28 protein-coding genes are annotated in these 24,212 nt (G+C 35.9%); 26 read left to right on the plus strand and 2 right to left on the minus strand.

Annotated elements, in window-relative coordinates; translation table 11 throughout:
• Window positions 1–21 precede the first annotated feature (21 nt).
• From ELS83_RS01540 to ELS83_RS01560, 5 genes are all read left to right on the plus strand, one after another.
• The gene (locus ELS83_RS01540; protein WP_216616311.1) at window positions 22–648 is read left to right on the plus strand and encodes an SRPBCC family protein; all 627 of its coding nucleotides are present in this window, start codon (window positions 22–24) and stop codon (window positions 646–648) included.
• Between the two features lie 84 nt (window positions 649–732).
• On the plus strand, window positions 733–1,542 hold the full coding sequence (locus tag ELS83_RS01545; RefSeq protein WP_171593751.1) for a helix-turn-helix domain-containing protein: 810 nt from the start codon (window positions 733–735) through the stop codon (window positions 1,540–1,542).
• A gap of 41 nt (window positions 1,543–1,583) precedes the next feature.
• Window positions 1,584–2,099 carry a hypothetical protein gene (locus ELS83_RS01550; RefSeq protein WP_171593753.1) on the plus strand — a complete coding sequence of 172 codons (516 nt, stop codon included), beginning with the start codon at window positions 1,584–1,586 and terminating at the stop codon, window positions 2,097–2,099.
• 261 nt (window positions 2,100–2,360) lie between these two features.
• Window positions 2,361–3,260: a tetratricopeptide repeat protein gene (locus tag ELS83_RS01555; protein ID WP_171593754.1), complete on the plus strand. Its 900-nt coding sequence runs from the start codon at window positions 2,361–2,363 to the stop codon at window positions 3,258–3,260.
• Between the two features lie 55 nt (window positions 3,261–3,315).
• Entirely contained in the window at window positions 3,316–3,522 is a 207-nt protein-coding gene (locus ELS83_RS01560) for a glycine zipper domain-containing protein (RefSeq protein WP_171593725.1), read from the plus strand.
• Window positions 3,523–3,665: 143 nt separating this feature from the next.
• Here the strand turns inward: ELS83_RS01560 and ELS83_RS01565 are convergent, their stop codons facing one another.
• On the minus strand, window positions 3,666–5,012 hold the full coding sequence (locus ELS83_RS01565; RefSeq protein WP_171593755.1) for an MFS transporter: 1,347 nt from the start codon (window positions 5,010–5,012) through the stop codon (window positions 3,666–3,668).
• Window positions 5,013–5,286: 274 nt separating this feature from the next.
• Here ELS83_RS01565 and ELS83_RS01570 point away from each other — a divergent pair, with 274 nt between their 5' ends.
• A complete protein-coding gene (locus ELS83_RS01570; RefSeq protein WP_171593756.1) occupies window positions 5,287–5,520 on the plus strand; it encodes a hypothetical protein in 234 nt (77 codons plus the stop codon).
• Window positions 5,521–5,522: 2 nt separating this feature from the next.
• Window positions 5,523–5,900, plus strand: coding sequence for a DUF2200 domain-containing protein (locus ELS83_RS01575; RefSeq protein WP_171593757.1), 378 nt, complete (start codon window positions 5,523–5,525; stop codon window positions 5,898–5,900).
• Between the two features lie 121 nt (window positions 5,901–6,021).
• On the opposite strand, the gene ELS83_RS01580 is transcribed toward ELS83_RS01575, so the two are convergent.
• Window positions 6,022–6,618 (minus strand): LysE family translocator, encoded by a 597-nt coding sequence (locus tag ELS83_RS01580; protein WP_171593758.1) that lies wholly within the window; start codon window positions 6,616–6,618, stop codon window positions 6,022–6,024.
• Window positions 6,619–6,700: 82 nt separating this feature from the next.
• Here ELS83_RS01580 and ELS83_RS01585 point away from each other — a divergent pair, with 82 nt between their 5' ends.
• From ELS83_RS01585 to ELS83_RS01675, 19 genes are all read left to right on the plus strand, one after another.
• Window positions 6,701–7,072: a winged helix-turn-helix transcriptional regulator gene (locus tag ELS83_RS01585; protein WP_171593759.1), complete on the plus strand. Its 372-nt coding sequence runs from the start codon at window positions 6,701–6,703 to the stop codon at window positions 7,070–7,072.
• Between the two features lie 290 nt (window positions 7,073–7,362).
• Window positions 7,363–8,658: an Lcl C-terminal domain-containing protein gene (locus ELS83_RS01590; RefSeq protein ID WP_216616313.1), complete on the plus strand. Its 1,296-nt coding sequence runs from the start codon at window positions 7,363–7,365 to the stop codon at window positions 8,656–8,658.
• 213 nt (window positions 8,659–8,871) lie between these two features.
• Window positions 8,872–9,387 (plus strand): hypothetical protein, encoded by a 516-nt coding sequence (locus ELS83_RS01595; RefSeq protein WP_171593760.1) that lies wholly within the window; start codon window positions 8,872–8,874, stop codon window positions 9,385–9,387.
• Between the two features lie 224 nt (window positions 9,388–9,611).
• On the plus strand, window positions 9,612–10,241 hold the full coding sequence (locus tag ELS83_RS01600) for a hypothetical protein (RefSeq protein ID WP_171593761.1): 630 nt from the start codon (window positions 9,612–9,614) through the stop codon (window positions 10,239–10,241).
• A 187-nt stretch (window positions 10,242–10,428) separates the two neighbouring features.
• Entirely contained in the window at window positions 10,429–11,931 is a 1,503-nt protein-coding gene (locus ELS83_RS01605; protein ID WP_171593762.1) for a serine hydrolase domain-containing protein, read from the plus strand.
• Entirely contained in the window at window positions 11,928–12,860 is a 933-nt protein-coding gene (locus tag ELS83_RS01610) for an alpha/beta hydrolase family protein (protein WP_171593763.1), read from the plus strand. The genes ELS83_RS01605 and ELS83_RS01610 overlap by 4 nt, the downstream gene beginning before the upstream one ends.
• A 72-nt stretch (window positions 12,861–12,932) precedes the next feature.
• Window positions 12,933–14,057: a hypothetical protein gene (locus ELS83_RS01615; protein ID WP_171593764.1), complete on the plus strand. Its 1,125-nt coding sequence runs from the start codon at window positions 12,933–12,935 to the stop codon at window positions 14,055–14,057.
• Between the two features lie 203 nt (window positions 14,058–14,260).
• Complete coding sequence (locus ELS83_RS01620) at window positions 14,261–15,394, plus strand: serine hydrolase domain-containing protein (protein ID WP_171593765.1); 1,134 nt, start codon at window positions 14,261–14,263, stop codon at window positions 15,392–15,394.
• 47 nt (window positions 15,395–15,441) lie between these two features.
• On the plus strand, window positions 15,442–16,479 hold the full coding sequence (locus tag ELS83_RS01625; RefSeq protein ID WP_171593766.1) for a serine hydrolase domain-containing protein: 1,038 nt from the start codon (window positions 15,442–15,444) through the stop codon (window positions 16,477–16,479).
• A gap of 665 nt (window positions 16,480–17,144) precedes the next feature.
• Window positions 17,145–17,726, plus strand: coding sequence for a hypothetical protein (locus ELS83_RS01630; RefSeq protein ID WP_171593767.1), 582 nt, complete (start codon window positions 17,145–17,147; stop codon window positions 17,724–17,726).
• 37 nt (window positions 17,727–17,763) lie between these two features.
• The gene (locus tag ELS83_RS01635; protein ID WP_171593768.1) at window positions 17,764–18,195 is read left to right on the plus strand and encodes a VOC family protein; all 432 of its coding nucleotides are present in this window, start codon (window positions 17,764–17,766) and stop codon (window positions 18,193–18,195) included.
• A gap of 94 nt (window positions 18,196–18,289) precedes the next feature.
• Window positions 18,290–18,625, plus strand: a complete 336-nt coding sequence (locus tag ELS83_RS01640) for a hypothetical protein (protein WP_171593769.1) — start codon at window positions 18,290–18,292, stop codon at window positions 18,623–18,625.
• 58 nt (window positions 18,626–18,683) lie between these two features.
• Complete coding sequence (locus ELS83_RS01645; RefSeq protein ID WP_171593770.1) at window positions 18,684–19,337, plus strand: hypothetical protein; 654 nt, start codon at window positions 18,684–18,686, stop codon at window positions 19,335–19,337.
• Window positions 19,338–19,421: 84 nt separating this feature from the next.
• Window positions 19,422–19,790, plus strand: a complete 369-nt coding sequence (locus ELS83_RS01650; protein ID WP_171593771.1) for a hypothetical protein — start codon at window positions 19,422–19,424, stop codon at window positions 19,788–19,790.
• A 114-nt stretch (window positions 19,791–19,904) separates the two neighbouring features.
• A complete protein-coding gene (locus ELS83_RS01655) occupies window positions 19,905–20,327 on the plus strand; it encodes a hypothetical protein (RefSeq protein WP_171593772.1) in 423 nt (140 codons plus the stop codon).
• 663 nt (window positions 20,328–20,990) lie between these two features.
• Window positions 20,991–21,446 carry a hypothetical protein gene (locus ELS83_RS01660; RefSeq protein WP_171593773.1) on the plus strand — a complete coding sequence of 152 codons (456 nt, stop codon included), beginning with the start codon at window positions 20,991–20,993 and terminating at the stop codon, window positions 21,444–21,446.
• 21 nt (window positions 21,447–21,467) lie between these two features.
• Window positions 21,468–22,565, plus strand: a complete 1,098-nt coding sequence (locus ELS83_RS01665) for a TlpA disulfide reductase family protein (RefSeq protein WP_171593774.1) — start codon at window positions 21,468–21,470, stop codon at window positions 22,563–22,565.
• Between the two features lie 72 nt (window positions 22,566–22,637).
• Entirely contained in the window at window positions 22,638–23,729 is a 1,092-nt protein-coding gene (locus ELS83_RS01670; protein ID WP_171593775.1) for a site-2 protease family protein, read from the plus strand.
• Between the two features lie 70 nt (window positions 23,730–23,799).
• Window positions 23,800–24,132, plus strand: a complete 333-nt coding sequence (locus ELS83_RS01675) for a hypothetical protein (RefSeq protein ID WP_171593776.1) — start codon at window positions 23,800–23,802, stop codon at window positions 24,130–24,132.
• Window positions 24,133–24,212 lie beyond the last annotated feature (80 nt).

Genomic DNA, 24,212 nt, shown 5'->3' on the forward strand with positions numbered 1-24,212 from the left:
ATGAATGCCATGATTGAAAAAATGAAAACATTAAAAATGACTGGAATGAAGATCGCAAGCACAATCTTATTACTATTGATTGCCTTCAATAGCTTCGCGCAAAGCCGAAATCTGAAAACGAAAACCAGCAAAGACGGGGAAAGTATAGTGAAGTATGAAGTTAAAAAAGTAGATGGTGGAACCCATATTTATTATGTGGTAGAACGCAGCATGAATGTTAGTTTGGAAGAATTAGATAATTATTTTTTGAACCCGGCCAATCATAAATACTTTTTGGAAAACACTCCTCAAAGCGAGGAAGTTCAAAAACTCTCGGATCAGGAATGGATTAACTATTACTATTTTGATGCTCCCTGGCCAATGCCCGATAGCGATGTTGTTGTAAAAATTAATCGCGCGAAGCAAGAGAATCAACTTGTATTTACTGCCAGTGCCATAAAAAATGATTACAAGCAAAGTGATGTTGAACGATTGACAAGCTACCAATTCAAATATGAATTCGAAAACATGCCTAATGGAACAACAAAAATTCGCATCACTGCCGATTTTATTTCGCCTGGTTCTGCACCTAAATTTCTGGTAAACACATGGTTTCCCGAAGGTCCTGCCAAAATTGCATTAAAATTAGGATCGAAAGTGCAATCTTAATTGATTAAATTGAAGCAGACATTCTATATTGGAAAAGGAATTCAGGCTAAAGCAATGCCTAACAAATATTCATATCTTAGTTAGATGAAACTTCCAAATACAAGTGAAAAGGGTCAGGTTTTTATGACCTGCACAATCAACAAAGTACACACCTGGGAAAATATATCGCCCCAACACATTGTTAGCTATATATACTCGGGTGAACTGATCTTGACCTATGGCAATAAAACACTTACTTTCAGAGCTGGAGACAGTATTTTAGTGCATAAAAATCAATTATCGAGAAGCATTAAAATCCCTGTTGATGGACAGCCTTTTCAATGCGTTTCCGTGCTTCTGACGGAAGAACAATTGCGCAGATTCTACCTGAATCGCCCTGTACTTGAAAGTTGGTCTGAGAATATCACCAAACAAAGACCCATTAAAGCACATCCTTTGTTGGAAAGTTTTTTCGGATCATTGCTTCCCTATTTTGAGATGCAAGATGAACTACCGGAAGAACTGGTAAATGTAAAGAGTGAGGAAATCCTAACCATTATTGATACTGTAGATAAAAGAGCGAGTGCAATTTTGGGAACATTTGGCGATATTGGCAAAATTGATCTTGAAAAATACATGGAAGAGCATTATATGTATAAACTTCCCCTGGAGAAGTTTGCTTTCCTAACCGGTAGAAGTCTGACTACATTCAAATCTGATTTTAAAAAAATATTTAAGAAAACACCCGGAAGATGGCTTACCGAGAAAAGGCTGAAGCTGGCACACCATAAATTAGAGACTGAAAAACAAAAACCCACCGAGGTATACCTTTCGGTAGGTTTTGAGAATCTTTCTCACTTTACTTTTGCCTTTAAAAAAGCCTTTGGGTATAGTCCTGGCAGCTTGAATAATTAGCTGCATTTACCGGGTAATTCAACTCGTTAAACGATTAATCAATGGATATCTTAAAAACAGCCAATATTTGGGCAAAAGATGAAATTTTTTCATCCACTTTTTTTATCCTTTTCGGGATATTATTTGTGCTGGCCACCATAGGCTTCTGGCAATTGGGGAAAAGTGAAATGGCCAGGGCCTTTATATTCCCGAGCCTCGTGGCAGGAATATTACTTCTAATCATAGGCTTAGGATTGGTTTATACCAACAAATCCAGAATAAAGCAATTTACGAATGCATATCATCAAGATGCAGCAGCTTTTGTACAAGAAGAATTCGAACGTGCCGAAAAAACCATATCAGAATATCAAACTGTCGTATTCAAAATCATACCAATCATTATTATCCTGGCAGCCTTGCTCATTCTATTTATCGACAAGGCCAACTGGCGAGCCATATGCATTACCACCCTTGCCATGATGTCTGTCATTTTAATAATAGACAGTAATGCACATGCCAGAATGGTAGTTTATAAAAAACAATTGGAATTGGTGAAAGAAACAGATTTAAAAAATTAGTCATACACTCCTTTCCCAATCTCTTACCGCGCGAATCCTTTCGCGTGGTACAATTATTCTTCATGATGATTTCATTTACCCACTAGAAAGAATCATTTTACATTAATCATTTTTATTGTTATAGCAATGGTATTGTGTTGAGCTTTTGGTAGATTTGGTTGACACAGAATTGATTTGTGTTTATCCGAACAACATGAAAACACAAATTCGGTTTTCTGTAAGGATAATTTAATGCCATTAGATACTAAAACACCTCACCCTATGAAAAAATCTATTTCAGTAATCATTGTAAGCATTTTCGCTTTATCTCTTCATGCTCAAGACAAGCTTAGCATCTTTTCAAAATACATACAAGAAGGAGATACCCTTAAACAAAAGGAACACCTGGAAACCTGGTCGAAAGAAGAACCCAGGAATGCTGAACTTCAAACTGCCTATTTCAATTACTATTTTAACAAAAGCAGGAATGAAATCATAACCCTAAATAGTGGTAATCCACCAAAAGATCAAAAGGTTTTGGTGCTTACAGACAGTACTGATCAGATTGCCGGTTTTATTGGAAGCCAGATCAATTACGACAAATCCAATTTGAAAAAGGCATTTGAAAGTATCGATAAAGGAATTCAACTTTATCCGAACAGACTAGACATGAGATTCGGAAAAATATTTGCCTTAGGACAAATTAAAGATTGGCGAAGTTTCACCGATGAAATCATTAAAGCCATAAACCATTCGGCAATAAACAAAAACAACTGGACCTGGACCTATAACGAAAAACAGGAAGGTGGAAAAGAAATGTTCTTAGGCTCTTTACAGGATTACCAGGGTCAACTGTACAACACAATGAATGATAAACTATTGGTGAATATGCAAGAAATATCACAGGCTGTTTTGGTTCATTATCCGAATCATATCGAAAGCTTATCCAATTTATCAATTGCCTACCTGGTTTCTAAAAAGTATGACAAAGCTTTGGTACCTCTTTTAAAGGCTGAACAAATTAATCCGACAGATTTTATCGTACTTAATAACATTGCCTATGCTTATAAGGAAAGTGGGAAAAGCAAAGAGGCCATTTCCTACTATAAAAAAGTAATCAAATATGGCGATCAACGAGCTAAAGCCCAGGCAGAAAAGGAAATACAACATTTACAAGAATAAGGAGAACCATTAAAGAAATCATCTTAGGATAAAACAATTCTTAAATCAAGCCAATATGAACCCAAAAACAAGTAATACAGAAGAGAAGAATGTGAAAACAGGCATTCCTAACAGACGTTTGGCCACTGGCGTTTCCATAGGAATGATTTTCGGTGTAGCCATTGGTGTAGCCATGGACAATATAGCTGCCGGAATAGGAATCGGTATGGCTGTGGGCGCTACTTGTGGAGCACTTTCCGAACACTTCGGCAGGAAAAAATAATTTTAAATTAAAGCAATCGCAAACCTGCTTTCATGAAAAAAGGTCCTTAGTTTCATAAAAAACATAAGGACCTTTGGCGAAAGACGTCCGGATCTTCTTGCAAACATCCAGACTATTTATAAAAATGAAAAAAATAGACAGTATTATTCCTGCACCTTAGCATTCCAAACCAGGAGAACCAATAGCATGGATAACAATGCGGCTCCTAACCACAGGAACTTAACGGTGGAGAAATCGTAAATTTCAACACCACTGGCAGAGGTATAATGACTCGATTCGATTAAGATACCACTGGCCATGTCCTGTATACCTGCACCAATATAGCTGGCAATGCCCACAAGTCCCAAAGCTGCACCCGAGGCTTTTTTCGAGGCAATGTCTACAGCCATCAGTCCGCCAATAAATGTTATCAGAATCCCAATAGCAAAACCAAAGAGCAGCATGCTAAAAGTATCCATCCAGGGGTGTCCATCGGGATAAAACAAGAAGAGCGAAATAGAACAGACATTTAAAATTCCTGCTACCAATACCGGGATATTCCTGCTCCCTTTAAAAAGTTTGTCGGAAATAAAGCCGGCAATCATGGTACCCACAATGCCACTAACAGCACTTACCGAAACAATGGAACTCGCCTTTAAGGTTGTGTAACCCTTTTGTACTTCGAGATAGTAAATACCCCAGCTTTCGATTCCATAACGACTCACATACATCAATGCACTGGAAATAGCCAATATCCAGATGGCAGGATTTTTCAGAACATCCTTTTGCAGACTTCCCACGGACTTGTCTTTTGCTCCAGTAGCCGCATGATCGTTCTTGTAATCGGCAATAGATGGCAAACCTTTGCTTTCAGGAGAATCGTGCAGAAAAAGAGCAAGCATAATTGCTCCTGCCAGGCCAATCAAACCCGCTCCCCAGAAACCCCATTGCCAACCAGAAAAGCTTACAATAAATGCTACTCCTATATAAGTAATTGCCTTTCCCAATCCGTGACTGGCACTCCAAATTCCGTAGTAAGTTCCCCTTTCGCGATTGCTGAACCAGCGCGATAGCGATACCACACTAGGAGCAGCACCCATACTTTGAAACCAACCACTCATTCCCCATAAAAGGGTGAACAGAAAAAAGGAAGTTTTAAATCCCAATATTAAATTAATAAGGGCCGTGAACAGCAATCCTGCAGCCATAAATCGACGAATATTGCTTCTGTCGGCCAAAAAGCCATTAACCAGTTTACCAATAGCATAAGTAAAAAAAAGGGCCGAACCAACCATTCCCAATTCCGATTCGTTAAGGACACCGGCGTCAACCAATGGTTTCTTCACCACATTTAAACTCAAACGACAAACATAGAACAAGCTGTAACCAATGGTTGCCGAAATAAAAACAGACCAACGCAAGCGGGTATAAACACCCTTAACCTCCTCTCCTTCTCTTATCGTTTCGGCAGGTGGAAGCGCTTTAAAATAATTGGTAATCCCGTTTAGCATCTTTTTAAAATTTAGGTAAAGCACTAGTCCAAAATCCCAGCCGAGGACGAATTACAGATGGAATTTTTTCGTAGTGCTTTAATAAAACAAATAATGAAACTTAAATTGGCTTAACAATTTGTCGAGCAACACCAACACAGCGCATATTGATCTTAAGCTATTGTTAAGCCAGCTCAATGATCGCTAAATAGAAAGATCTGTACAAGCGATATCGACAAACGACAATTGAGCATCGACAAACCGATACTGGTAATCGATTTAATAAAGTGTGGGTATGGAAGAGTTGGATTTGAAATCATTAAAGAAAAGTGCAATGAAGTTATTTGCCTTGTTTAAAACTCATCCTAAGTTAAACTCCACACTCTTTCAACTTAAGCATGCAAATGGCAAAGATTTTAGTATGTTTAAGAAACTTATTAAATTAGTTAAACATGGCCCAGTAGGCCTTATCAAAGCAAAAGTTTACTTTGATAAATTACTGAACACCGATCCATTTAAAATCAATTAAATATGAAAGTTACAGCCAAAAAAAATGAACAAGTTGCCAATTTGATATTCGGAGAAATTTATCCACATTATTTGAATAGAATTGAAAAAAATGGCAGAACCAGGGAAGAACTCAACCAGGTAATCGAATGGTTAACCGGTATTAATGAAGAGAAACTGCAAGAGTTGATTGATGAGAAAGTAACATTTGAAATCTTTTTCCAGCATGCAAACATGCACCCTAATGCTCACCTGATTAAAGGTGTGGTTTGCGGTTATCGAATTGAAGAGATAGAGGATGAATTCGAAGTCTATAAAAAATGTCGAAGAATGGAGAAATTAATTGATGAATTGGCGAAAGGGCGCAAAATGGAGAAAATATTGCGGGAAGAGAAGAAATAGTTCCGCATGTACATAAGCGGTTTGCATGGACCGCTTGTGCTCAAAATTTACATCCAATTAGATAAGTTCGATGTCAATCATGCACAAGCTTTTAGCTATCAAAATTAATTTAAATGCCTATTTATAAGAGCAAAATTGTAATGGCGATATATACTAATAGCAAAGCCAATATCGAATTAAAAACATAGTAGAAAGTTTTGTTTTCGAAATAGTTGAATAGAGTTGTACCCAGTATTGCCCAAATAGAGGTACAAACAAAGGCCAGACTTGAAAGGAAAACAGAAGAGATTACAACACTTATCATTGAACTTCCAATTAGATGATTAAAGGAGGAATAAATTGTTACTCCATACAGAATTACTTTAGGATTAATCATTTGCAAGCCCAAACCTGTTACAAAGGAGTAATTGTTATTAAAACTTCGGCTTTTCTTTTTTACAGGCAAAAAGGGGATCAGTGCCAGGTATAAAATATAAGCAGCCCCAAACCATTTTATAATATCGAATAATTGATTGTTTTTCGATGTAAAATAGGAGGTAAACGAACCTGCTATCAGCATCACAATAAAGAAACCCAATGCGATTCCCAAAAGATAAGGAACAGATCCTTTATAGTTCAATTTCATTCCTGCGGAAGTTGCAGTAATATTATTTGGTCCTGGTGTAATTGTGGTAACAATTGCATAGCTTAAAAAGGATATGAGTAATGCCTGGTTCATCTTTGATTCATTTTTTAAATCATAACTTTGCAAAAATAAATTGAATCAATGCACAATACAATAAGTTACAAAATTGTTACCTATGAATAGCGGTCGGAAAATAAATTCAACAGACAATATCAACCGAAAGGAGCTTCTTGTTACTTGTCCTTTTATGAGGGCATTAATCATGATAGAAGGACGTTGGAAACTGGTAATTATTTGCCGATTGAGAGATGAAGGAAACCAAAGCTTCTCAGGTTTACAGAAATTAATTCCCAATGCCTCGAAAAGAATGATTGCAAAGGCCTTGAATGAACTGGTAGCAGATAATATTGTTTTGAAGCAAAAAACGAATACTTATCCACTCTCAAGTGAATATTCCCTGTCGGAACATGGAATCAATTTGTTACCGATAATTGAACAATTAAAGGATTGGGGACAGCAAGTAAAGCCGCAAACGGAAGAAAATTGATAAGTTCGTATTAAATAAGTAAAGGTCTTCATAATTCATTTTTTTAAGGGTGATTTATCTTACAGGTACAGAATTTCTGTACATTTCTCACCCTAAGCTCATCATTCATTTTTTGGAATTTACTAACAAACAAAAATACTGACCATTATACATTCAAGATGGTTGATGGGATGAATCATAATTCCTTTACAATAGCTCGAAGCATTAAACCTTTTTATAGAATTGTTATCAAAGCATTAGACTTTAAGAGAGTTGACACGATAATAATTCAAACTAAAAAGATTGATGCAATGAGGATAATGAGCAGTCTAATTATTGGAAGCCTAAGCCTGTTGATGGTAGGAATTGGCTTTTCATCTTGCGCAGAAGATGATGTAACAACAAGTGAAGAAAATACAAGTGAAAATACAGAAAACTTACCTTCCATTACGGGTTATCCCATTGTTGGAACCAAGCAGACACTTTCGTACAACAATAACATTGAAATTTCCAAACCATCGGTAGGAGAAGATTTCTATGGGCAGAATTCAAATTATCCGGGTAAGCAGCCATCTTATATCGACAATGGGGATGGCACAATTACTGATCAGGTAACTGGTTTAATGTGGTCGCAAACAACCGACCTAAATGGCGATGGAAGAATTGATAATGACGACCGAATGACATTGGCTGAAGCCAGAAATGGAGCCAGCAGTTTCGCTTTAGCAGGATACACAGATTGGAGGTTACCCACCATAAAAGAAGCCTACTCTTTAATTCTCTTTAAAGGTGAAGACCCAAGCAATTATACCGGAACATCAACCAACGACTTAGTGGCATTTATCGATACAGATTATTTCCATTTTAATTGGGGAGATGTGGATAATGGTTCTAGAATTATTGATGCTCAATACCTGACAACAACTGAATATATTGACTATACAATGCATGGGGATGAAACTGTTTTTGGTGTCAATTTTGCCGATGGCAGAATCAAAGGTTATCCTATTAGCATACAAGGAAGCGAGAGAGAATACTATGTAGCCTATGTTCGTGGCAACACTAGCTACGGAGAAAACAATTTCGTAGACAATGGTAATGGAACCATAAGCGATGAAGCAACAGGTTTAATGTGGATGCAGGATGATAACGGAGATGAAGGATTGAGCTGGAAAGAAGCCCTTGAGTATGCTGAAAACAAAGATTTTGCAGGCTACACCGATTGGCGCTTGCCCGATGCCAAGGAGCTTCAAAGTATTGTTGACTACACACGATCGCCAGAGACAACGAATTCGGCAGCAATAGATGCACTTTTTAATTGTAGCGAAATCGCAAACGAAAATGGCGAAACAGATTTTGCCTACTACTGGACCAGTACCACACATGCCACAATGGCAACAAGTTCCAATTCCGGGAGTTCTGCGGTTTACATTAGTTTCGGGCGTGCAATGGGTTATATGAACGGCAGCTGGTTGGATGTGCATGGTGCTGGCTGTCAACGCAGTGATCCTAAAATGGGAAATCCTGATGATTATCCTGAGGGTCATGGTCCACAAGGCGATGCAAGAAGAATCTATAACAAAGTTCGTTTGGTACGCACGAAATAATGTAAGCAATATGTAATCATCATTTGGCAGTATTACACAGAACCTCTTACATCACCTAAATGTAGAAGGTTCTTTGCGTACTGCCTTTTTACTTCACATCTCACTTCTTATCGTTAAACATTTTTCAATTTCTACTTATTAATAAAAAAGATTTTAGTAAGTTTAAGATTCCATTAACTATTACCTATTTGTTAACTCTTTAATGTAATCTTTATGAAAACTAAATTCTTAACCCTTCTAGCTTTTCTTTTATTATCAGGTGCATTTATTGCCAATGCCCAAAAGTGCAATTACACTCACGAAAAAATAGATGAATTTTCAGGAAAAGTGGAAAGAAGAATTCTGAAGTCACATAACTTCTATTTTAAATTTGCCTTTTACAGGTTGGGAGATGATTTTAGACTGGAATCATATGTGAATATTCCTGGCGATCAGGCCTTTTTAATTCCTGAAGGAAGTAAATTGCATTTGAAACTGGGCGACAAGTCTGTAATGGAACTTACTTCGATTAAAAATGCAACGCCTCAATCCTTTGTAGCAGCGAACCAAATTTTTTCTGGTTTTGCCATGACCTACCCAATTACCAAAGAGCAATTGAAGAAAATTGAGGAAGTGGGCATTAAGTTTGTTCGTACTTACCTGAAAGATGAATCCTATTACGACATGGATTTTAAAAAGAAAAAGATTGAAAAAACCAAGAATTATGCGCAATGTATTCTTGCTGATTAAGATGCAGGAACATTTGAGATTGTAGCAAAAAGCTTAAAAATATAAAACCCTAACAGCTGAAACCTAACGATTCTCTGTTAGGGTTTATTACATAATAAAAACGATAAAGAAAAACACTACATAAGTAAAGACATTATTTTCCCAATTGCCCTTTAAAGCCATAAAGCTTTATCAATCTTATAATTAAGCGTGTCGCAATTCACATATTTCAATTCATTATTATCATGCTTATTCGAATATTTATATTCATTGTTTTACTTTCTCTCTACAGTTGCAGAGACTTCAACAGCCGTAAGTATATCAATCGTGAAAATGAAGCCATTTCTGATCTGATTCATGAAATGATAGATTATCATGACCGGATTACAATGAATGGTATAGACACCGCGAAGGCCAGGCTATATCTACAAACAACAATGGATACCATGATTTGTAAAATTGATCCACCAGGAGGCTATGTTATCAGTGTAGATAATGTTAGATTGCCTACAGAAGAAATCGAAGAAAACAAAAAAAAATATGAGAATGAGTATAAGAAGTATCGAAGAGAATTCAAGCTTTTTGCACCTTTAAGAGATGGACAATTGAAGAGAAGAAAAATTGATTTCAATTTTAACTACTCCAACTTACAAATAGAATTCACTTCAAAGAACAATGATGAGCTGACTTTTCAAAAAAACGATTTGGGTTACCTGTATGTCTCCAGGATTATTTTTAAGCATAGTTTCAGCAAAGGATACTTAACTTTTGCCTATTACTGTGGTGAAGGATGTGCATGGATCTATAATATTGAAATTGAAAAAATTGACGGAAAATGGAAGATATCAAAGCGATTATCAGGCTGGATTGCTTAAGTAATATCCCATCAGCCATTGCAGTCCTCACCTATTTAAACCAGTTCTTAATTTCCAGTACATTAGCTTCCATTATTAAATAATATGTAAATTTATTTATGGATATCCTCATTGATTTATGCCGGCATTTGTCATTTCTAAATCAACAGGGAGTCATTACACTTTTGCAATTTAAACAATGTGCCAAATGAAACATGTTTCGCTGATAATAATGACTCTTTTGGGCTTGATTTGCACCAATCAGGATGGCAAGACCCAATCAGTTAGCGAAAAGGAAAATCGAATTGTTCGCGAGCATTGCGAGTCTTTTCCTGATGGCACACAATTGTCAATGGCTTTTATCCATAAGAATGAAATTTCCTATATCGGATTTATAAAACGAAACAACAATCTGCTTGAAGTTAACAATAGAGATTCAGTTTTTGGCATAGGTTCCATCTCCAAAGTATTCACAGCCACATTACTATCTCATCTCCTGCTCGACAGAAAAATAAACTTGAATGACCCCATTGAAAACCATTTGGCATTTAAACTTCCTTCATCTGATTTTGATCCTACTCAAATCACTTTTAAAACTTTAGCAAACCACACATCCGGATTACAGGGAATGCACTCTGATTATAGAAGTTTTATGGAAAATACGAAAAATGGTATTCTGTTTGATTCCACCGCATTAAAAAACCATCTGCAAAACAAACTCATTCTTGTCAGCAAAGCCGGAGAAAAACGCCTCTATTCCAACCTTGGATATGCTAGTCTTGGCTGCCTGATTGAATACATTCAAAAAAGCTCACATGAAGACTTGTTGCAAGAACAAATTTGTTCTGTTTATGGCATGAATAACACCACTACGGATTACAATAAAATCAAAAAATTCCTTGTAAACGGCAGAGACTCGATTGGGCAATTACTGTCCTTTGAGGATGTAGGGATTTATAAGTTTTCAGGAGGCATCTTATCAAGTGTTTCCGACTTGTCGAAATTTGTACAAGCCAACTTTAGTGCAGATGAAATTTTAAATTTCCAGAGGCAGGAAACCTACCGATGGGGCAATTCCGGCATGGCATTAGGCTGGCAAATCTCCAACTTTGGAAGTGATAATTGCAAATGGTATTTCCACGACGGTGGACTGGATGGATATCGATCGGCTTGCTTTATGGATGTTTCTTCCAAATCTGCTGTAATTATTCTTTCCAATGTATCTGCCTATCATCCCGAAAGTGATAAAATTGTTGATTTGGCAACTGAATTTATGAAGTTGGGATACCTGGAATCTGAAATAGACAACCCTTGTATAAATTCATTTTTAGAAGTAGCCCTTAAAAATGGTTGGGGTGCAGGCAGAAGAGATGATCTTTTACAATCGGATGTAGACCCAAATTCGATTGTAGGCGTTTGGCAATACAACAATGGAAACAGATGGATTACACGCACTTTTTTCGCCGATCAGAAAATGCAAACAGATTTTTACAAAGACAGTGAAATAGATGTTTGGGGCTATTATGAATTAAGTGGAAAAGAAATCAACATTTCAGACATTGGAGGTGAAGCATGTACGTCCGATGGCAAATATGAATATCAGATTAAAGGTGACACATTACGATTTAAACTGATTACCGACGAATGCGATGGACGCAAAAACGGAATGTGTAAAGATTGGATCAGAACAAAAAAACAAAATAAGAAATGAGAAAAATTGGATTACTATTCATTTTAATCAGTTTTTCAACCGGGATATCTGCACAGCTAATTCGGGAGATTAAGCTCAACTATTCATCATCAAATGATCATTATTTCGTGGTCGAACCCAAAGGTAACATTCAGGGAGCGTTGGTATTGCTGCCAGGTAGTTACCAGGAAGCCGAAAGTATTTTCCCGGAAACGAAATTGCATAATGTTGCCTACCTGCACAATTTATTGGTGGTTGCTTTTACATGTGGTAAAACCAAAGCATATATCGATGATCAAACACTCGAAAATATCGATACAGTTCTAGATCATGTGATCAAAACTTTTCATGTTCCTAAAGACAAATTTGCCATTGGCGGATATTCGGCCGGAGGTGTAATTGCATTGACTTATGCGGAACATTGCAAACAATATCCCCATAAGGCAGTAATTAACCCACAAGCTGTTTTTACAGCCGACTCGCCAGTAGACCTGGTTGATGTATGGTATACCTTTAATAGAGAAGTGGAGAAAAACTTTTCGGAAGCTGCCATGAACGAAGCCAAAGCATTTTTAAAAACGATGAAAGAAGATTTGAATGGCACACCACATACAAATCTTGAAAATTATATCAAACATTCGCCATTCTACTCCAAAGCTGATGATGGAGGCAATGCAAAATATTTATTGCAAACAGCTGTACGGCTCTATCATGATCCGGATATTCTTTGGCAACTAAAAAACAGAAGGAGAAGTTTATTTGATATGAATATACTTTGTGCTTCTGCAATGGTTAATTATTTGCTATTACAGGGCAACGAAAAAGCCGAATTGATGATTGCAGATAGACCTGGCACCAGAAGTGATGGATTCAGGCATCCCCATTCGTGGTCGATTATTGAGGAAGTGGATTGCATCTTATGGATCAAAAAATCCCTGGGGATTGAATAGAAAAGATCACAAAGCACTATCAATAACATGTAAAATGATTTGGAGAGATTTCCCACTAAAAAAAGAGAAAAAATGACATACCAATCAATTGCACTACTATTTCTCATGATCAGTACAAACATTTGCTTCGCACAGGAAGCTACCACGAAGGTTGACTTTTCATCTGATAAGTGGAAAACATTTGGCGCTGTAGAGGTAAAAGAATTTGATTCGAAACTATCCACCTGTATTTTGGATGGAACAGGAATCGCCTACCTGGATGGAATAGATTTTCAGAATGGAATAATTGAATGCGATTTGTATTCACCTTCGCCTAAAGCCTATTTGGGAATTGTTTTTCGAGTGGGTTCACTATACAACTTTGAATACATCTATTTTCAGCCTCATACAAGTGGAAAATGGGATGCAGTACAATACGACCCAATTTTTAACAGGTCGGCCACCTGGCAACTGTACAATGGAAAAGAACACCAGGCAGCTGCAAATATCCCAACAAAAAAGTGGTTTCATGTAAAAATTGAAGTTGCAGACGATCTCGCAAAAGTATATCTCGATTACAATCCCAAGCCTGTACTATCGGTAAAATTGAAACATGAATACATTACTGGTGCTGTTGGTGTATGCAGCTACCACCCAGCGATTTTTGCAAATCTTAAAATAACAAAACACGCCCCTGTAAGTATTCTGCAAACAAGGCCTCTGCCCACTTTGGATGATAAAACCTACATTTCGAACTGGCTGGTATCAGAACCATACGATAATTTCGATTTTGCCATTGAAAAAGCATTTTTAAAAGAAGCCTTCATCACAAAATGGCATCAGATTGGAGCTGAAGAAAATTACTTAATCAACCTAAACAGGTATTTTACAAAATCGGCAAGTAAAAATACGGTTCTTGCAAAAACGATGTTGATTTCAGAAAAAGCACAAACTAAAACATTACACTTTGGATACAGCGATAAAATAAAGATTTACCTAAATTCAAAAGAATTGTTTAAGGGAGATAATCGCTTCAACGACACCGGAAAATATGATGACAGAGGTTATGTTTTGGATCAACACAAAAGCATAGAATTGCCTTTGCTTAAAGGGAAAAATGACTTAATAATTGAAGTGGCCGAAGATAAATTCGGTTGGGGCTTTATTGCAAAACTTGAGGATTTGGAAGGAATTGAAATTAGAAATTTAAAACAATAATAGCATTGAGAATTTAGGAACACTATATCTATTTATATTCATTACATGCAGTATAATATTCATCATCGTTTGGAAGGCTTTTGTGAAAAAAGAACCTAAACCAGACTATCATCTCCCATCTCAAATTCGTAAATAAAAAAGATTTTAGTAAGTTTAAAAAGCTTAGCCATGAACACCTATCTATGCATTTTAAATCTTACTGGATGAAAATAAAACTCTTTGCACTAGCCATTCTGTTCGTGGCCATTTTTCAAGCTTGTACTAGCTCCTCATTTAAGCAGAATATTGAGCTTAAGGCATCAGAACCTGGGCTCATAAAAGAGGTCGATTCCATCGTGATACACAAAATGAATCAATACAATATTCCCGGACTATCCATTGGAATCATCAAAAATGATTCTATCATTTACAGTAAAGGCTATGGTATTAGAAGCATTAAAAACAGAGGTTTGGTAACAGAAAATACTGTATTCCACACGGCCTCAATCAGTAAGTTGTTTACAGCAGTTGCAATCATGAAACTTGCAGAGCAAAACGCTTTACGCATTGATGATAAATTGGTTGATATCCTTCCCGATTTGCTTTACAACGATAAAAGAGTGAAAGAAATCAGCATCAAAAACCTATTAAACCACACTTCTGGTTTACCCGATATCGGTAATTATCACTGGGAGAATTACAATCAATCAGACAACAGTTTGAAAGAATATGTTTTGGGACTTTCTCTTCAACTTGAATCTGAACCGAATACCGAGTACCATTACAGCAACCTGGGCTATGATATCTTAGGCCATGTAATCGAAAAAGCATCTGGCACCAGCTTCGATGATTTTATGAAAAAACACATTCTGAATCCAAGTGGAATGCATCAGAGCGATTTCAGGCATTTTAAAATAGCCGATTCATTGCAAACAGCCCCACATTCCAAACATTGGCTAAGCGGCAATGTCTACACAAGAAAAACCTATCCATACACAAGAGAACATGCAGCAAGCAGCACCTTAAACTCATCGTCGAAAGAGTTAAGCAAATGGATGATCTCCTTTCTTCAATTGCTGGAAAATCCTAAAAACGGTAAAAACTATGCTGCAATGCTTGCCCCCTCTTTTGAATCATATCCATACATGGGTTTGGGATTTCAATTGGGCAAAATCAATGCTAAAAACACAATTGGTCATTATGGTGGTGATAAAGGTTTTAGAAGCTATTTACTGATGATTCCCGAAGAAAAAATCGGATTGGTGGTTTTGGCGAATTGTGATTATCATGAAGATTTCAGACAAGAAATATTACATCCGATAGCAAAACGAATGCTAAGCAAGTACAAGGAGCATTAAGAGGCTTTTGTTACAAGAAACTTATGAATAATTAAGAAATTTGAATCATGACAAAAAAGAATAAAACACGAATCTTTAGAATTGTATTGTTTGTTGGAACAGCAGTATCGCTGTTTTTCGTTCCATGGCTATTGGTTAAAGCCTGGATTCTTCCCCTACCCGATACGGTTCAGGAACAGTTGGATGAAGCCATCGGTCATGGATTTGAAGGTATGATTGTTTACGTAGACCAGGCAGGAAAAGAACCCCAGTATTATGCTGCAGGTTGGCACAATAGAGAATCTGAGATACCCGCCAATCCACACGCGCTGTTTAAGATTGCCAGCATTAGCAAGCTGTACGATGCCGTAGCTGTTGCCAAATTGGTAGGCGCTGAACGACTTTCCCTGGATAAAAGCATTGCTGATTATTTGCCGGAACTTGTAGGAAGAATCGAAAATGCCGAGAAAATTACTTTGCGATTGATGATACAGCATAGAAGTGGAATCCCCAATTTTACGGATGCTCCCAATTTTTGGGCAGCTCCCACCGGCTCATACGAAGAGAGCCTTGCGCTAATTATTGACAAGCCAGCCAATTTTGAACCTGGCGAAGACTATGAATATTGCAATACGAATTATCTTTTAATCAACAAGATTATGGATGATGAGCTTGGCTATGGAAACTTTCAATTCATACAGGAAGAAATTCTAAATCCATTAAAGCTGGAAAAGACCTTCAGTTCGCTAAGTGCAGTGAAAGTAGAGGATGTGATGAGTGGCTATCATGTTGGATATCCACACGATTTAAAAACAAACGATTATGGCATGCACGCCACGGCAGAAGATGTGGGCGTTTTCCTAAGGGCATTGAACGATGGATCGGTATTTGAAGCAGGAGAACAGGAAATATATGCTTCCATTTATGAGTACGAACATTCTGGTTGGGTTCCTGGATATCAAAGTTTTGCCAACTACAACAAAGAGCTTGATGCTGTTCTTGTTCAGTTTTACAGCACAACCGATCCGAAACTGTACAATTGGAACTTGTCGGAAATCATCAATAATAGAATCGTGAAAATTCTGAAAAGGCAAAAGGATTCGTGAGAATTACAAAAGCATTAAAACGTTTAATAAGAAGTTTTTACTTTATTCGACTAAGGAAATAATTATGTTTGAAAAAGTATATTCTTTCTGCTAAGAAATAAAACCAAAATGCGCAACAAACGATTCATTACACTAAAAGGAATTTTATCAATCTTTATTGCTTTCATTCTTTCCATGATGATTGGATCAATTTCCTGCGACATGCATGGTGTAATAACTGCATCATACTTTTATTTGCTTTATCCAGGTCTAATATTTCTGTTCTCATTGATTGTTTACCTTTTTACCTGGCTTCTCAATAGACATAACAGTTTAAAAGTGGCTATAGTATTGTCAATTCTTAATATTGTGGTAAACATGATTCTATTCTTGGATATTGTAAGATAATTCTGGTGGCTGAAAGCTGAACGCTAAATAATAGACAGCTAGCCTATTTAAACCAGTTCTTAATTTTTAACACATTAGCTAACACAATCAAATAATATGTAAATTTATTTGACTTGATTGGTCGAAAACTTGTGTGGGATAAAAAGTATGTAGGAACTAGAAGATCATTAAGCAATACATTTCTATTGCTTATTTCCAGCAAATCTAATTAATAGCATTTGCATACAAGTTAGATCTCATAAAAGCATTTACATCTTATAGAATAAACATAAACAAACATGAAAGATTTCAAACTAATTGTCATATTCTTTTTTATCAGTTTAGGCTATGCCAAAGCTCAACAAAATGATATCAATGTTATTTATGGCGACCATCATTTATTTACAGTTGCTACGCCTACCAACTGGGTAAATGATAAAAAGGCGGCTGGTACAATTGGCCTAACAAATTTCTTTTACTGTATTGATGACCAAAGCAAATCTGTAAAGAGCTATATGTTTGCAAATGGAATCGATAAAGGAAATCCACAGGATTCATTACGCACTTTTGTTGATGGGGATATCGTAGCTTTTAAGGAAAAATATCCGAATGCTAAAATTACCAAGTTCGAAATTGGACATACCCCACCAATTATTGGAGCAATTGCACTGTCTTACACCAACTTGCATGACCGATTCAAAGAAGAGGTAGTCTATCTGGAAACAGAAATGACATTCATTGTTCTTACTTTCTCAGCAAACAATGAAAACGACTATCAAAAGTATTCCACTGTTTTTGATTCAGAGTTTATAGGAAGCTTCCAGTTTCTAGGTAATGATCCAAGTCCATTTCTTGAATGGCAAAAGAAGAATCAGAAGTGAGATATAAAATCACTTAATCAATAAAAGAATAAACAACATGACAATTACAACATTTCTAACATTCGTAGGAGAGCAATGCGGAAAGGCCGGGGAAGCGATGAATTTTTATACTTCCATTTTCCCGAATTCAGAAATTAAAAGCATTGTAAAATATGCTGAAGGAGAAGCTGGAGGAACACCCGAGCTGATTAAGTATGGCGAGTTTTCATTAAATGGAACCGATTACATGCTTTCCGAAAGCAATTTCAATCATGCCTGGTCGTTTTCACCTGGGGTTTCGCTCTTAATAAGCGATTCTTCTGATGAGTTGATACAATCTCTTTTCGAAAAGCTCTCCTCCAATGGCGGTCAGGTAATGGTTCCTTTAGACGACTATAAAGGTGAAGGCGATTACGGATTTGGCAAGAAATTCGGATGGTGCGAAGACAAATATGGTGTATCCTGGCAATTTATACTTTCTGAATCATGAAAAGTAGCCGCCTACTTGTGGCTTGACACTTAATACTGTAGGATGTTATGCTTTTTCGGCAAATTGGCTTCCATCATTAAAAAAATATCTAAATATGAATTATATAAGCGCATTACTTGTTTGTAAACTGAGTAAAACTCCTGTAAGGTTTCGGGAGTTGAGAAATATCCGGAAAAAAGAAAAAGAACTCGCACCCTTCCTACATGCAATTGTTCTTCTAAACAAAGGAGAAATAGCTTATGACAGGGAAAAATTAACCAACTATTATTTGAAAGATGGGAACATTCAAAATATTGCCTATGGACTTGTTATTGCCAAAAAATTGAAGAAAGATTTACCTCTTTCACAAGCCATAGAAATGGACATGAATGGTATTGATTTCATGAAGCATTATGAAGACAAATTAAATAGTGGAGATGACAAAAGCTAAATTCCATGGGCGATGATCGTGAAGACTTAAGAAGCCTAAAAAATTACTAAACCCAACAATGAAAAACCTAATACTACTGACAATATTGATTTCTCTTTTTTCATGCAAAATGGATAAAGAGGATTATATAATAAAAAAGTTTGAAAATTTGTTAGGTGAACAAGAAACAAAATTCCTGAATGAGCTTGTGACCGATTTAGATCTCTTTTTAGATAGCGAATACCCAGGAAAGAAATTGAAATTCAAAGAATATTTAAAGGATATATCAAAATCATCAGTAAAAACTGATTGGACAATTGATGATGTAAAACTGCAGTCTTATAAGGAAAGTAATTTGTTTGGAAAATATGATACAATATATCCAGATTCGGTTTGGCATGAAGGTATTTCCTTCAAAATAAACCATCCAAACCATGGTATCTCAGAAGAACTGATTCCCATTGATGGCCAGAATAAGCAGATCCTTATTGATTCAATTCTCAATCTGTTAAAAAACAAGCCTCTGTCAGTTTTAACTGAAGCAAGTTGTTTTTATTCGGCCCTTGACTCTGTAAAGCAATCGGATGCCTTAATTATAGAATATTTAGATGCTAAGCAAGCAGTAGGCCGGATATCTCAACAGAATTTGGCAGATGGTCTATTGTCCAATTATGACGACAGTAAAGAATATTTTGCAAAACGCATATATATCATTAACAGGTATGACTTATAGAAGTCTACCAATGCTAACAAAAGCAAATTACTGTGATACCGAAGGCGTAAAATCCCTTAAAGCCTAGTAAAACCGAAAGCTCCTATGGAAATATATATACTAATTGGAACAATTATAATTGCGCTAGGCCTATTACAAATAAGAAACTGGAAACCTACTAAAAATTTACAGCAAATTGCCTCAACACGTCCCTCTTTAGACCGTGAGGATTATATCACAAGTTTAAATAATAAAGGATATGAGAGGGAATATATAGAACTTGTATATGACGAGATCTATCAGTTTATTGATTTGCCCAATTTTCCAATCTACCCCGAGGATGATTGGCATCTTCTTTATGGAATTAATGATCTTGATGATGTAGAATTAATCGATTTGATTTGCAATAAATTAAACCTTCAAAAACCAGAACAAGAAGATTTTGATTTTATTGAAAAAAATATCCCGCTTTGAATGCTGAATCTGTTTTGGCCTTGTTAAAACATGTAAAACAAAAAACTGCAGATGACGAAAGCTTGTAGCATGTCAATACGGAAAGATTATTAATCCATTACGTCCAATTTAAAAATGAAAAAAACAGTTCTCCTATTACTAACAATAAAAATCTTATCAAGTTGTACTTCTTTTATAAAACAGGATAGCTTAAGCAAGTCCGATCTGGAATACATTGCAGAGTTAGGACTACTTGATACAAATGAAAAAATACTGATTTTTTCCTCTTCGCTCACTACCCAAAAGAGTGGCAATTTTCTGACCGATAAAAGGATTGCTAGCTACTGGTTCGATCAAGATACAAGCAAGTCTTACATAGAAAGTGCCCTTTATTCGGATATTATAAAATTGGACTCAGTAAATTTAAGCGACGCATGGACATACAATTCTTACCTGCTTGTAACAAGAAAGGACAAGGTAAAATTTAAAGTTTACATTGCTAAAGATCAATATCACAAATTTGCAAAAACAGCATTCGATTATTGGCAGAAACAGTAAAACAAGTTATTACCTCCGCTACCGCGCGAGCAATGTCATTAAGTTAAGGTTATTTCACAAAGCATCACGCTGATTTTTAGTAACCTTTGGTTTGACTCTATTTATGTATTTATCTTTATGCCGATTAAAATTACGATTCGGTCTTATCTGAATTTTATCTCATCTCCTCCAGCCGGAGGGGCTCTCACTTTTTGGCTTAAGCCCAAAAAGTAAGCAAAAAACCCAAGGCGGACTGACAATTGCAATTTGATTCTTAAAATGCTTAAGTGCGGCTGGGTGATCTTCTAACAAGTTCTCAGCTTCCCATCCCGAAAGCTTTCGGGATTACTAAAGCCTTTCTTCGAATAAAATCACAATTGTCAGAATGCCGGACAGCGACTTTTGAAGACAGCAGAATTAATAATTAGTAATGATCAATTAACAATTGCAGGTGCCAGATACTTGAATCTTAAAGCTTGCAGCTTGAGGCTGATCACTCTAAGCTTCTCTCCTATTTAAACCAGTTCTTAATTTTCACCAAATTAGCTTCTATAATTAAATAATATGTAAATTTATTTTTCTGGTTTTGCGAGAGGTTGCTACTGGATTGGCTTAATTCCAGTAGTTATCAGAAGGTCTTAAGTTTGAGCAATAACCATAGGCATAATGTAACAAATATAAATAATGGAAAAACCCGATTTAAGAATCAAAAATATCATGATCAATGGCCTGGTAGCATTGCATTGGGCATTTGTATTTTTTGCTTCCTTCATTTGGGGATTTAAATTAGTATCGATTGCCCCTCCTTATTCTTTTATAATTCAAACCCTTGTGTTTGTATTGTTTGCTTGGCCAATCAAAATGTATTGGATCAACATTTATATGGATGCCCTTGTCTTTAAAAAACAAGGCTTTCATCCCAAATTAAAATCAGATTTTGGTGTTCTGCTCGATAATATATCTGACTATAAAATTGAAAAAATAATATTCAACTTTTACTGGCTCGTATTTAAACGGGAAAATGGCAAAACAATTCGAAGAATTAGCTCAATGTCTGCAAAACAATTTAATTTTTTATCGAATAAACTGGCTGAAAAAGTGAAACCTAAAAAGAATGTAAATCATCGATATTTAAAATAACTACTCAAATTAATATACTTAATGAAATATTTCATAATCACTCTTTTGGCAGCAATTGCTTTTACTGGCTGTAAAACTAAAAATGATGGATTCAGTATCATCGGTCATATCGAAGGAATAAAAGACAGTACCTTAATTACATTATACGATTTAGACCAGCAGATCAACTTAGATTCTGCTTATTCTTCAAATGGGAACTTTACATTGAGTGGCAAGGTGGAACACCCTTCGTCTTGCTGGATTCAATGCGAAAATGAATATGCAAATATTCAAGTCGAAAATCTTGAAATGTCTTTCCACTCGCCATTAAAGAACATGCATCTGAATTGTAGCATTTCGGGTGGAAAAGAGCAAGATTTACAAAATGAGCTAAAAAATCTTCAACAAGTGTATGACCAGGCATATATAGATGCTCTGGATCATTTTATGAAGAAAAAGTATTCAAGCGATGAAGAAAAGCTTAGTCTGATCATGAAAATCAACAACTCTCAAACAGCCTCGCATGATGTATATGTTGATTTTGGGAAAAAACATGCTGATTCATACATGGGATTAAATATTGTTTATAAGAATAGAAATAGCATTGAAAGAGACACATTGACAGCCATATATGAAAATCTGCCTCCTGCAATGAAAAACACATCAACAGCAAAAGCCCTGAATGTCTATCTGTTTGAGGAGGTAGCAAAAGTGGGAAATCCTTTCATCGATTTTGAAGTGAGCACCATAGATGGAGATGATTTTAGATTGTCATCCCTAAAAGGTGAATACATCTACCTGTGTTTTTGGAGTGCTGGTTGTGGACCTTGTCGTATGGAGAATAAGTATTTGAGCGAACATTTTACCGAAATTCCCGAAAACTTGTCAATCGTGAGCTTTTCGGTAGATAAGAATGCAAACACCTGGAAAAGTGCTTCCGAAAGAGATCATATCTCCTGGCATAATATTTCTGATATGGAAGGCTCTAAAGGGAGAATTAAAACCCAATATCAAGTTCAGGCCATTCCTACGTCCTATTTAATAGACAAAAATGGAAGGATTATTAAAAAGTTTAAAGGATATGATCCAAAAGGAAATATCATTGAGAAATTGAAAAACATTATTGATGAGTTAGAGTAGGTTTTTGCTAATGCACGAGTCGTATCGCACAGAAAACAGCAACTACCAATAGTATTAAAGATAGCATAGAAAATGACAGTATATAATTGGCCTAAAATCATGGAAATGAAATCGAACGAAGAACTCGTTGAAATCACAGAAACTAATCTTGAAGGATTAGACCACGATGGATTATTAATGGCAGAGGCAGAACTAAAGAAAAGATTTGAAAATGGTCAATTCGAACTCAATAAGGAGCCCAAATTTCCAGAAAAACCAATTCTTGACCACAAAAATCAATCCTATCACAAATCGATTCTTAGTGCAATCATTTTTATTGCTGCCTTTTATTTTATTTTCAACTGGGAACTAAGTTCTATTTTGATATTAACCGGTGTATTACTGATTCATGAATTGGGTCATTTGTTAGCAATGAAGGCTTTTAACTACAAAGACCTAAACATGTTTTTTATTCCTTTGCTTGGTGCTGCAGCCTTTGGAACCAAAAAAGATATCAGTCAAAAGCAAAAATTATTCATCTCATTAGCCGGACCTTTGCCTGGTATCATCATTGGCTCTTTTATTTATGCACATGGCTATGCAGCAGACAATGATCTATATATAAGAATTGGAAATATGTTTATCTATCTAAATCTTTTTAATCTAATTCCGGTAATGCCATTAGACGGCGGTAGAATGATTAAGGATTTGTTCTTCTACAAAAAAGAAAAAATAAGTATCATCTTCTTATGGATTTCCATTGCTTGCCTCATTATCTTATCCATAAAAATGGAAGCTTTTCTCATGCTTATAATTCCTGTATTTCTTTTTACACAGATCAGCGTTCAGACTGAATACATAAAGATTAGACAAGTGTTAATTGATAAGGGATTTGATATAAACAAAGCCTACGAAGATCTAAGCAATGAAGAGTATTGGTTATTAAGAGATGAACTTGCATTGAACATGAAAACAATATCAAGAATTGTTGATCCTAAAAGATATATACAGGTAGCCAATGAAAAAATAGTGGTTAATTCTTTAAAACAAATACTACAAAACCCCTCAGTCAAAAAATTAAGCACAGGGGGAAAGGTCTTTTTTATCTTATTATGGATAAGTGCATTTCTGATCCCATTCCTGGTTTTAGCTGCTTATTATATTTTAGGACTAATCGAGAGGTAGAGAATTAACTGGACCAACAAAAGTTAAAATCAAAGTATGACAAGTAAAAACAATTAATTAAAGGAAAAATATGGGACACAAAGTAGTTTGTTTAGAATGTAAGATTTCCTTTAATCAGGATATCGATTGTAATAATAGAAAAGAAACACCTTGTCCCGATTGTGGTAAAATCATGATTTTCTTACCTCATAGATTCAGGCCTCCTCTGAAAAGAAACGATAAAGAATGGGCAGTTGTAAAGTTTTTGGTGAATCATGGATTTTATTATCAGCACATATACGAAACGGCAGAAACATCAAACCATGTAAATCGGATCGACAAATATGTATCCTACCCTAACAATATGAGAGAAGCCAAAGAGTTTGTCGAAAAATATAAGCAGCAGGCAATCAAGAAAAAGTAAACGGAAACTCATTACCGCACGAGTCCTTTCGATGGCATGTTTGACAGCTATTGATAACATTAGAAGTAATAAAAGTTTTA

It is taken from the genome of Marinifilum caeruleilacunae, assembly GCF_013141825.1.
GTDB lineage: Bacteria > Bacteroidota > Bacteroidia > Bacteroidales > Marinifilaceae > Marinifilum > Marinifilum caeruleilacunae.

Bases quoted from the DNA above. Each gene is read 5' to 3' on its own strand.
- ELS83_RS01640 (WP_171593769.1), top strand. From the start codon at position 18,290: ATGAATTATATAAGCGCATTACTTGTTTGTAAACTGAGTAAAACTCCT.
- ELS83_RS01605 (WP_171593762.1), top strand. From the start codon at position 10,429: ATGAAACATGTTTCGCTGATAATAATGACTCTTTTGGGCTTGATTTGC.
- ELS83_RS01655 (WP_171593772.1), top strand. From the start codon at position 19,905: ATGAAAAAAACAGTTCTCCTATTACTAACAATAAAAATCTTATCAAGT.
- ELS83_RS01610 (WP_171593763.1), top strand. From the start codon at position 11,928: ATGAGAAAAATTGGATTACTATTCATTTTAATCAGTTTTTCAACCGGG.
- ELS83_RS01565 (WP_171593755.1), bottom strand. From the start codon at position 5,012: ATGCTAAACGGGATTACCAATTATTTTAAAGCGCTTCCACCTGCCGAA.
- ELS83_RS01550 (WP_171593753.1), top strand. From the start codon at position 1,584: ATGGATATCTTAAAAACAGCCAATATTTGGGCAAAAGATGAAATTTTT.
- ELS83_RS01650 (WP_171593771.1), top strand. From the start codon at position 19,422: ATGGAAATATATATACTAATTGGAACAATTATAATTGCGCTAGGCCTA.
- ELS83_RS01620 (WP_171593765.1), top strand. From the start codon at position 14,261: ATGAAAATAAAACTCTTTGCACTAGCCATTCTGTTCGTGGCCATTTTT.
- ELS83_RS01675 (WP_171593776.1), top strand. From the start codon at position 23,800: ATGGGACACAAAGTAGTTTGTTTAGAATGTAAGATTTCCTTTAATCAG.
- ELS83_RS01630 (WP_171593767.1), top strand. From the start codon at position 17,145: ATGAAAGATTTCAAACTAATTGTCATATTCTTTTTTATCAGTTTAGGC.
- ELS83_RS01590 (WP_216616313.1), top strand. From the start codon at position 7,363: ATGAGGATAATGAGCAGTCTAATTATTGGAAGCCTAAGCCTGTTGATG.
- ELS83_RS01615 (WP_171593764.1), top strand. From the start codon at position 12,933: ATGACATACCAATCAATTGCACTACTATTTCTCATGATCAGTACAAAC.
- ELS83_RS01585 (WP_171593759.1), top strand. From the start codon at position 6,701: ATGAATAGCGGTCGGAAAATAAATTCAACAGACAATATCAACCGAAAG.
- ELS83_RS01600 (WP_171593761.1), top strand. From the start codon at position 9,612: ATGCTTATTCGAATATTTATATTCATTGTTTTACTTTCTCTCTACAGT.
- ELS83_RS01625 (WP_171593766.1), top strand. From the start codon at position 15,442: ATGACAAAAAAGAATAAAACACGAATCTTTAGAATTGTATTGTTTGTT.
- ELS83_RS01635 (WP_171593768.1), top strand. From the start codon at position 17,764: ATGACAATTACAACATTTCTAACATTCGTAGGAGAGCAATGCGGAAAG.
- ELS83_RS01560 (WP_171593725.1), top strand. From the start codon at position 3,316: ATGAACCCAAAAACAAGTAATACAGAAGAGAAGAATGTGAAAACAGGC.
- ELS83_RS01660 (WP_171593773.1), top strand. From the start codon at position 20,991: ATGGAAAAACCCGATTTAAGAATCAAAAATATCATGATCAATGGCCTG.
- ELS83_RS01645 (WP_171593770.1), top strand. From the start codon at position 18,684: ATGAAAAACCTAATACTACTGACAATATTGATTTCTCTTTTTTCATGC.
- ELS83_RS01545 (WP_171593751.1), top strand. From the start codon at position 733: ATGAAACTTCCAAATACAAGTGAAAAGGGTCAGGTTTTTATGACCTGC.
- ELS83_RS01665 (WP_171593774.1), top strand. From the start codon at position 21,468: ATGAAATATTTCATAATCACTCTTTTGGCAGCAATTGCTTTTACTGGC.
- ELS83_RS01670 (WP_171593775.1), top strand. From the start codon at position 22,638: ATGACAGTATATAATTGGCCTAAAATCATGGAAATGAAATCGAACGAA.
- ELS83_RS01540 (WP_216616311.1), top strand. From the start codon at position 22: ATGAAAACATTAAAAATGACTGGAATGAAGATCGCAAGCACAATCTTA.
- ELS83_RS01555 (WP_171593754.1), top strand. From the start codon at position 2,361: ATGAAAAAATCTATTTCAGTAATCATTGTAAGCATTTTCGCTTTATCT.
- ELS83_RS01580 (WP_171593758.1), bottom strand. From the start codon at position 6,618: ATGAACCAGGCATTACTCATATCCTTTTTAAGCTATGCAATTGTTACC.
- ELS83_RS01575 (WP_171593757.1), top strand. From the start codon at position 5,523: ATGAAAGTTACAGCCAAAAAAAATGAACAAGTTGCCAATTTGATATTC.
- ELS83_RS01595 (WP_171593760.1), top strand. From the start codon at position 8,872: ATGAAAACTAAATTCTTAACCCTTCTAGCTTTTCTTTTATTATCAGGT.
- ELS83_RS01570 (WP_171593756.1), top strand. From the start codon at position 5,287: ATGGAAGAGTTGGATTTGAAATCATTAAAGAAAAGTGCAATGAAGTTA.